Source organism: Pseudomonas sp. 05T35, from assembly GCF_056396605.1.
This window is the reverse complement of sequence record NZ_JBFTLU010000361.1, coordinates 1-4,679: the sequence shown is the minus strand read 5'-3', so window position 1 is coordinate 4,679 and position 4,679 is coordinate 1. Positions and strand designations below refer to the sequence as shown.

The 4,679-nt window shown below is 57.2% G+C and carries 8 protein-coding genes; 5 read left to right on the top strand and 3 right to left on the bottom strand.

What is annotated here, in order from left to right:
• The 3 genes from AC1DH9_RS22705 to AC1DH9_RS22695 form a co-directional block, all read left to right on the top strand.
• A partial coding sequence (locus AC1DH9_RS22705; protein WP_477808821.1) for an RHS repeat-associated core domain-containing protein occupies window positions 1-219 on the top strand: 219 nt, incomplete at its 5' end.
• A 34-nt stretch (window positions 220-253) separates the two neighbouring features.
• Window positions 254-475, top strand: a complete 222-nt coding sequence (locus tag AC1DH9_RS22700) for a hypothetical protein (protein ID WP_427546676.1) — start codon at window positions 254-256, stop codon at window positions 473-475.
• Complete coding sequence (locus AC1DH9_RS22695) at window positions 469-927, top strand: hypothetical protein (protein WP_427546679.1); 459 nt, start codon at window positions 469-471, stop codon at window positions 925-927. The genes AC1DH9_RS22700 and AC1DH9_RS22695 overlap by 7 nt, the downstream gene beginning before the upstream one ends.
• A gap of 135 nt (window positions 928-1,062) precedes the next feature.
• On the opposite strand, the gene AC1DH9_RS22690 is transcribed toward AC1DH9_RS22695, so the two are convergent.
• The 3 genes from AC1DH9_RS22690 to AC1DH9_RS22680 all read right to left on the bottom strand — a co-directional run bounded on the left by AC1DH9_RS22690 (window position 1,063) and on the right by AC1DH9_RS22680 (window position 2,880).
• On the bottom strand, window positions 1,063-1,338 hold the full coding sequence (locus AC1DH9_RS22690; RefSeq protein WP_003195589.1) for an HU family DNA-binding protein: 276 nt from the start codon (window positions 1,336-1,338) through the stop codon (window positions 1,063-1,065).
• Between the two features lie 188 nt (window positions 1,339-1,526).
• Entirely contained in the window at window positions 1,527-2,675 is a 1,149-nt protein-coding gene (locus AC1DH9_RS22685) for an NAD(P)/FAD-dependent oxidoreductase (protein ID WP_477808820.1), read from the bottom strand.
• Window positions 2,676-2,709: 34 nt separating this feature from the next.
• Window positions 2,710-2,880 carry a rubredoxin gene (locus tag AC1DH9_RS22680; RefSeq protein ID WP_477808819.1) on the bottom strand — a complete coding sequence of 57 codons (171 nt, stop codon included), beginning with the start codon at window positions 2,878-2,880 and terminating at the stop codon, window positions 2,710-2,712.
• 201 nt (window positions 2,881-3,081) lie between these two features.
• Here AC1DH9_RS22680 and AC1DH9_RS22675 point away from each other — a divergent pair, with 201 nt between their 5' ends.
• On the top strand, window positions 3,082-3,645 hold the full coding sequence (locus tag AC1DH9_RS22675) for a chorismate--pyruvate lyase family protein (RefSeq protein ID WP_427546682.1): 564 nt from the start codon (window positions 3,082-3,084) through the stop codon (window positions 3,643-3,645).
• Window positions 3,645-4,535: a 4-hydroxybenzoate octaprenyltransferase gene (gene ubiA, locus AC1DH9_RS22670; protein ID WP_477808818.1), complete on the top strand. Its 891-nt coding sequence runs from the start codon at window positions 3,645-3,647 to the stop codon at window positions 4,533-4,535. The genes AC1DH9_RS22675 and ubiA overlap by 1 nt, the downstream gene beginning before the upstream one ends.
• Window positions 4,536-4,679: the final 144 nt, after the last annotated feature.

The window sequence follows — 4,679 nt, the reverse complement described above, 5'->3', positions numbered from 1 at the left end:
GGGCTGCATTACAACACCTTTCGTTTTTACGACCCTGATATTGGACGTTTCACCACGCCTGACCCCATTGGGCTGACCGGCGGCTTGAATCTGTATACATATTCTCCGAACCCCTTTGGCTGGATAGATCCATGGGGCTGGTCGTGCTGGAGTACAGCACGGAAAAAAATTCTGGAAGGAAGAAGCAACAACCAATCCGTCGCGCTACTCAAAAAATAACCTGGCACGTATGAAGGGCGGTTCGGCTCCTCAGATGAAAGTGGAAGTTATTAACCGCAAAACAGGCGCGGTTGAGGAGCGAGTTGTTTCAATGGAGCTACACCATCGTGACATACCGCAACGTACAGGCGGTATCGGCGTCCATGATTCGAAAAATCTTGATGCGCTAACACCGTGGGAACATGAAGCAGCAGATCCCTTCAGGCATACCGGATATGATCTATCCAAAATAATCACGGGAATCGACAAATGGTAAACCTTGAAGACGTTAAGTCATTCGTAGAGAGCAACCGCTATCAAACAACACTGCTTGATATTAAAGAACACTTGAATCTCGACATTAACGAAGGTCAACCTTCGGACAATATTTTCCAATACGACGCCAATAAAATTAATGTTGCCAATGTAGAAATTGAAGCGCTAGAGCGCGTTATTGACCAAGGAAAAGTAAGCCTTGCAGCCTTTATGGAGGCAAAACTATCGAAGCTCAAACAAACCGCGCACGAGCAGGAAGGAAATCAGGGTGAGGACAAGATAATCAAGGTCCTGCCCTTCTATAAAAATTTCCTGATTATCTATTTACTTGAATTGTACTTCCTAGAATATAATCCGAGCGGCCTGGATGCTTACTTGAAAGGCATACGCATTCCTAACAGTAAAAAATATAAAGATCAGCTTATTGCGATCTACACTGCTTTGGATAATTAAAACAAGCCGATTAAATAATGTTGTTCAGTGCCTCGTGAGTCATGCCCGACGCCAAGGCTAACAAAAATGGGCACCCGACCCAGTCGGCGTGCCCATTTTTTTACCGCCCCGCCTCCCTTCGAGACGGTACCGCTCTTACGGGTTGACGCTGTCTTTGAGCGACTTGCCCGGCTTGAACGCAACGGTGTTGCTGGCCTTGATTTTCACTGGCTCACCGGTTTGCGGGTTCTTGCCGGTGCGCGCGCCACGGTGGCGTTGCAGGAAAGTACCGAAGCCCACCAGGGTGACGCTGTCTTTACGGTGCAGAGCGCCGGTGATTTCTTCGAGGACGGCGTTGAGTACGCGGTTAGCCTGTTCTTTGGTGAGGTCAGCCTTTTCAGCGATTGCTGCGGCGAGATCTGGTTTACGCATGAGTGAAGCCTCTTTGACGGTTTTTTGTTGTTATGTCCGTGCTGTTCTTCCGGAACAGCGCCCAAGGCGCCGCAGGCTCTACTCTGCGGCAGACGGAGTGAGGATGGCATGCGGTTACGAGCGGCGCCAGTCTCGGGGCGACCTTTGTAGTAGCAAAAGCGGGGTGATTCCGACAGAACGACCGGTATTTACGCCAAAAGCGCCGGAAGCTCCTTGTTTAGAGCTAGTTTCTCCATCACTGCCGCCCCGGTGAGCGCGTAACCCAGCAGTTTTCCGCTGGCATCACGGCACAGCGCCTTGATGTCGGCGCCCTGCCCTTCGACGGTCCAGGCACCTTCAAAACCCCGTGGTGGCGGGGAAACCACCAATGGGCAGACCGGTGTTTTCACGGTAATCGGCATCGCACCGTAGCTGACCGCTGTCGGGTTGCCGGCCAGGGTTTGCGCCAGCGCACGCGCACAACTCATCAGGGGCATCACGTACAGCAAATTCAGCCCATCGACCTCGGCGCAGTCGCCCAAGGCATAAATATTGGCGTGAGAGGTCTTCAGATGACGGTCAACTACCACACCGCGGTTGATCTGCAAGCCGRCAGCGGCCGCCAGATCGATGCGCGGGCGCAGGCCAATGGCGGAAACCACGACGTCGCAGGGGATCACCTGGCCATCGGACAAATGCCCTTCGAGCCCGTCATCGGTGCGCTGCAAGCTATTGAGTACCGGGCCCAGGTGGAACTGCGCGCCCAGGCTTTCCAGCCCGGCCTGCACGGCTGCGGCCGCCGCCGGGTGAAGCAGCGTCGGMATGACTTGTTCGCACGGCGCGACCAGTTGCACCTCGTATCCACCGAGGATCAGGTCGTTGGCGAACTCACAGCCGATCAGGCCAGCGCCGAGCAACAATACCCGACGCTTGCCGGCAGCCGCTGCCCGAAAGCGCGCGTAGTCTTCGAGGTCGTTGATCGGGAAGATCGCCTCGGGTGCATCGCCCTGCACCGGCACGCGCACGGTTTCCGCGCCCCAGGCGAGGATCAGGTCGCGATAGGCCACGGCTTCCTCGCCGATCCACAGGCGTTTGTGGCCCGGGTCGATGCCGCTGATGCGTGTATGGGTCCGCACTTCAGCTTTCAGCTGTTCGGCCATGGCGCCGGGCTCGGCCATGCTCAGGCCATCGGCGTCCTTGTTCTTGCCGAAACCGGTAGAGAGCATCGGTTTGGAGTAAGAGCGTCCGTCATCTGCGGTAATCAGCAGCAGCGGTGTTTCGCCATCGAGTTTGCGAAACTCCCGGGCCAGGTTGTAGCCAGCCAGCCCAGTGCCGACGATCACGACAGGTGCGTTCATTCCTTACTCCTCTTCAATTCATCAAAATCTGTGATCAGGCAGCGATTTCGATCATTTCGAAATMCATTTTGCCGACGCCACAGTCTGGACACAGCCAGTCTTCCGGTACGTCCTGCCACGGGGTTCCGGCCGCGATGCCGTCATCCGGCCAGCCGTCGGCTTCGTTGTAGATCAGCCCACAGACCACGCATTGCCACTTTTTCATTACTTGTTTCCTCAGGTTCTCAGGCTTTTACCGGCGCGAACGATCACCTGATAAGGGTTTGCCGTCCGGCTCAAGGCGTTTTGTACTGATCGGGCTCAATAGATGCAAGCCTGTTCGGCGCCATTACCCCGCCCGATCAATCAATATCACCGACCGACATGGTAAGCTCGCCGCCTCATTTGCTGCCAATACTGACTCACTGTGCCGCACTCAACCCCCCTCGCCCCTGCTCTGTTCTGGCTGCCACAAAGCCAGCTGACCCCGCTACCCGACGCGCAAACCCTCGACTGGCTGTTCGATGAGGGCTCGCTCACCCGCCGCCTGACCCGTTTGTCGGATGACGGCTTCAGCGTGACGCCGTTGCTCGAAGGCTGGCAGCCTTTGCGCACTGACGAATGCGCCGCACTGGAATTGCCCGAAGGCAGTGAAGGCTGGGTTCGCGAGGTGTATTTGCGCGGTCATGGCGAAGCCTGGGTGTTTGCCCGCAGTGTAGCGGCACGCAGTTCGTTGCAGGACGGCGGGTTGAATATGGATGAGTTGGGCAGCCGCTCCCTGGGCGAGCTGTTGTTTTGCGATCAGGCGTTCCAGCGCCGCGCCATCGAGGTTTGTCACTATCCTGTCGAATGGTTGCCAAGTGAGTCTCAAGCACCGGAACTGTGGGGCCGGCGCTCGCGTTTCGACCGGGGGGACCTGAGCGTGCTGGTTGCGGAAATATTCCTGCCAGCCCTGTGGCGCGCTGCCGGCGCGAATACGGAGAACTGCTGATGTACCAAAGCCTGCTCAAGTCATTGAATCGCGTGAATCCGCGCGCCTGGGACTTCATCCAGTTGACTCGCATGGACAAGCCCATCGGCATTTACCTGCTGCTGTGGCCAACGTTGTGGGCGCTGTGGATTGCCGGTAAAGGTTCGCCGTCATTGGCCAATATCGTGATTTTCGTCCTTGGCGTGGTGCTGACCCGCGCGGGCGGCTGCGTGATCAATGACTGGGCAGATCGCAAGGTCGATGGTCACGTGAAACGTACCGAACAACGGCCCTTGGTCAGCGGCAAGATCAGCTCCAAAGAAGCGCTGGTGTTCTTCGCATTGCTGATGGGCGTGAGCTTCCTGCTGGTGCTCTGTACCAACGCAGCCACGGTCTGGCTGTCGTTTGGCGGTCTGGCGCTGGCCGCCACTTACCCGTTCATGAAACGCTACACCTATTACCCGCAAGTGGTACTGGGCGSGGCGTTCTCGTGGGGCATGCCGATGGCGTTCACCGCCGAAACCGGTGAACTGCCGGCCATCGCCTGGTTGCTGTGGATTGCCAACCTGCTGTGGACGGTGGGCTACGACACCTATTACGCGATGACCGACCGCGACGACGATTTGAGGATTGGTGTGAAATCCACGGCGATTCTGTTTGGCGATGCCGATCGGGTGATCATTCTCGCCCTGCAAGGCCTGGCCTTGGGGTGCCTGCTGCTGGCCGGATCGAAATTCGAGCTGGGCGGCTGGTTCCACCTCGGGCTGCTGGCTGCGGCCGGGTGCTTTGCCTGGGAATTCTGGTACACCCGCGACAGGGACCGACTGAAGTGTTTCCGGGCCTTCCTGCATAACCATTGGGCCGGGTTGGCGATTTTCGTCGGGATCGTGCTGGATTACGCGTTGCGTTGACTGTTTGAAAAGATCGCAGCCTCCGAGCTGCCGAAGGCCGCGATCTTTTAATGCGAACGGCTAGCTATTCGCCAAGGTTACATAGGCTTGGCGACGTGCCACGCACCATCCATCAGCCCTTCACCGGTCATGTCACCGGCCTTC

What these genes read in the sequence shown, in the direction of transcription:
- AC1DH9_RS22695 (WP_427546679.1), top strand. Translation starts at nt 469, where the DNA reads ATGGTAAACCTTGAAGACGTTAAGTCATTCGTAGAGAGCAACCGCTAT.
- AC1DH9_RS22700 (WP_427546676.1), top strand. Translation starts at nt 254, where the DNA reads ATGAAAGTGGAAGTTATTAACCGCAAAACAGGCGCGGTTGAGGAGCGA.
- AC1DH9_RS22690 (WP_003195589.1), bottom strand. Translation starts at nt 1,338, where the DNA reads ATGCGTAAACCAGATCTCGCCGCAGCAATCGCTGAAAAGGCTGACCTC.